Origin of the sequence: Mesorhizobium sp. M8A.F.Ca.ET.021.01.1.1, from assembly GCF_003998025.1 — a bacterium.
GTDB lineage: Bacteria > Pseudomonadota > Alphaproteobacteria > Rhizobiales > Rhizobiaceae > Mesorhizobium.
In genome coordinates this window covers 1-2,892 of record NZ_RZSJ01000700.1, presented here as the reverse complement: position 1 = coordinate 2,892, position 2,892 = coordinate 1, and the positions used below count along the sequence as shown (strand labels likewise).

Sequence of the window (2,892 nt, the reverse complement as noted above, 5' to 3'; positions counted from 1 at the left end):
GCGTTCCAGGCGCCATTGTCCTTCGTCAATGCCGACGGTTTCAAACGCGGCTTTTGTGATCTGGTCGACGCCCGCAAGGGCGATGTGAAACTCGTCGTGCTGGAGGCCAGTAACATTGTCGAAATCGACTACACCGCCGCCCAGGCATTGATCGAAACCATCACCCATTGCCGCAATGCGGGCGCAATATTCGCCATTGCTCGGATGGAATCGGTGCGTGCCCAGGCAGCCCTTGCGCGGTTCGGCATCATCGATCTCGTCGGCCCGCAGCGGATCTTCCACAGCGTCGATGCCGCCGTCAGGGCTCTGCATTCCGGCCCGCCGGAAAACCAGGAGAGTGCACCATGATCGTCCTGAGAGAGCCGTTGGTGACCCCGGTCCCGGTCAAGGAACTGCGGCCAACGCAAATTACTGTCGGGATGCGCGAGGTGGATCTCAAGCGCCAGCTGGTCCGCTCGCAGAGCGCCGCGAACACAGGCGCCTTTCTGGGCAAGCACATGATCCCGGTCGTGTTGGGCCCGAAAAACCGCAACTACGTCACCGATCACCATCATCTCGCCGCGCCCTGATCGAGGAAGGCGTCAAGGATGTGCTCGTGACGGTGATCAGCGATCTGTCGGCACTGGACAAGCATGCGTTCCTTTTCATGCTCGACAACCGCGGCTGGATGCATCCATTCGATGAAAACGGCCAGCGCCGGGCTTATGCCGCCCTGCCGAAGACCATCGGCGAACTGGTCGACGACCCTTACCGGAGCATGGCTGGCGAACTGCGCGGGCTGGGTGGCTACGCCAAGGACACCACGCCGTTCAGCGAATTCCTGTGGGCGGATTTCCTGCGCCGACGCATCGACAAAGGCGCGGTGGCGAAAAATTTCGACAAGGCGATGAAGGATGCACTCGTGCTGGTCAGGGGCAAGGACGCCGACTATCTGCCCGGCTGGTGCGGGCCGACCATGGACTGATGCCACGGGTGGTGACGCAACTTTTCAGCCGCTGCCCGCGCGCATGGCGCGATAGCGGCCCGGGGTCTCGCCCATGACCCGCCGAAACCGGCGGTTGAAGGTCGACAGATCGTTGAAGCCGGTCTCGAAAGCAATTGCCGAGATGGCATCGTTCGACGTGTGCAATCGCACTGCCGCGCGATGCAACCGGGTCCTGAGCAGGTACTGATAGGGCGTCATGCCGGCGACCTGCCGGAAGGTGCGCAGGAAATGATAGGGGCTGGTCGCGCTCTCATCCGCCAACGCTGGAAGCGAGATCGGTCCGTCGGCACCCAGTTCGATCCGCCGCACCGCCTCGGCAACCCTTTTCTGATCGCGGCGGCTTGGGCCGCACCCGGCATGCGTGGCGCCGGAGATTGTAGCCATGGCGGCACCCGCGATGCGCAAGGCGAGTTCCTCGAAGGCGTCCGCGTCGGCCAGGTCGCGTGCGGCTTCCGCCTCGGCCAGCAACGGCGCCAGGGCCGGTAACGGCGGCAGGCGTGGCGCCGCGAAGGTGAGCGTCCTGGCGCCCGGCACATCAGCCACGATCCGGTCCATATAGGCCGGCCCGAAATGGAAGGAGAGGCAACGGTCGCCGCTGCCATGCTCGTGCCCGCATTCGTAGCAGGTGCCGGAATTGCCGAGCAGGAGACTGCCTGGCGCGAGCATTGCCGTGCCTTGCTGCGCGCGGTAGCGGAACGAGCCGCCGGTGACCGCCGCGACGCAAAAATCCCGATGTGCTTCCTCGAACGGCCGATCGCCGGCGCTGGCCGTGCAGATGACATCCGCCACATGCCAGTCAGGTCCGGATGCAAGGGTATTCGCGGTCGCCGTCATGACCGAAATATAGCAACTTTTCCCAAGCCCAGAACCCTGCCAGCGCCTATTCCTCGCGGTCTCCTGACAAGAAGAGGCCGCAGCCATGGTCGACCAATCCTCATTTGCCGAAGCCTTGCACAGTCCCGGACCGATCGAAGGGCTCGCTGAAAAACTGGCCCTCTACGGCCGCTTCGTCGGTGCCTGGACATTTGACGCCTCACGCCATCTCGAGGACGGCACGGTGCTGACCGGCCGCGGCGAGGTGCATTTCGGCTGGGTGCTGGAAGGCCGGGCGATCCAGGATGTCTGGATCCTGCCCGCGCGTGACGCCGGCCCCTCGCCTTCGCTCGGCAAATGGACTTTTTACGGCACGACATTGCGGGTCTATGACCCAAGCGCCGATGCCTGGCACATTTTCTGGAGCGACCCGCGCAACCAGTATTACAGCCGCCAGCTTGGCCGCGCAGAGGGCGACACCATCGTACAAGTGGGCGCCGACGGCACCGGGTCGTCGGTGCGCTGGAGCTTTTCGCGGATCACCGAGAATTCCTTCCGCTGGCTTGGCGAGCGCTCGCACGACGACGGCGTGACATGGCGGCTGGAAGTCGAGTTCCTGGCGCGGCGAGCCGCAACAAGATGAGGCTGTAATACATTGTAAGAATGGAGAAAAGCATGTTCGATCATGTCTCGAACGGCGTCCGCGACTCCCAATGTGCCAGATGCGAAAGGGCCTCGTGACCATGGCGATTTCTTCATTTCTCACTGCTCTCGTATCCGAATCTCCCCCAGCCGACCGAGCGAAAGATATGGACCTCTATGGATGGCTGATCGGAAGCTGGGAAATGGACACGGTCCGCCACCTTGACGACGGCACGATCCAGAAATGGACCGGAGAATGCCATTTCGGCTGGGTACTCGAAGGCCGCGCGATTCAGGACATCTGGATCAGGCCCAGGCGCCCTGCGCGGTCCACCATGTATGGCACGACTTTGCGCATCTTCGATCCTGGGATCGGTGGCTGGCACATCATCTGGAATGATCCGCTCAACCACGATTACTCGCGCCAGATCGGGCGGGCCGAGGGTAAGGAC

3 protein-coding genes and 2 pseudogenes are annotated in these 2,892 nt (G+C 63.0%); 4 read left to right on the top strand and 1 reads right to left on the bottom strand.

Annotated elements, in window-relative coordinates; translation table 11 throughout:
• Positions 1–348, top strand: a 348-nt coding sequence (locus tag EOA36_RS32450; RefSeq protein WP_145969430.1) for a sodium-independent anion transporter, incomplete at its 5' end; no start/stop codon positions are given.
• A pseudogene (locus EOA36_RS32445) lies at positions 345–890 on the top strand (ParB-like protein). The gene EOA36_RS32450 and the pseudogene EOA36_RS32445, both read left to right, overlap by 4 nt.
• A gap of 98 nt (positions 891–988) precedes the next feature.
• On the opposite strand, the gene EOA36_RS32440 reads toward EOA36_RS32445, so the two are convergent.
• The gene (locus EOA36_RS32440; RefSeq protein ID WP_127280899.1) at positions 989–1,819 is read right to left on the bottom strand and encodes an AraC family transcriptional regulator; all 831 of its coding nucleotides are present in this window, start codon (positions 1,817–1,819) and stop codon (positions 989–991) included.
• A gap of 85 nt (positions 1,820–1,904) precedes the next feature.
• Between EOA36_RS32440 and EOA36_RS32435 the strand changes: the two genes are divergently transcribed.
• Both EOA36_RS32435 and EOA36_RS32430 read left to right on the top strand, forming a co-directional pair.
• Positions 1,905–2,441, top strand: a complete 537-nt coding sequence (locus EOA36_RS32435; protein ID WP_127280898.1) for a hypothetical protein — start codon at positions 1,905–1,907, stop codon at positions 2,439–2,441.
• A gap of 100 nt (positions 2,442–2,541) precedes the next feature.
• Positions 2,542–2,892 (top strand): annotated as a pseudogene (locus EOA36_RS32430) (hypothetical protein); the annotation flags it as partial.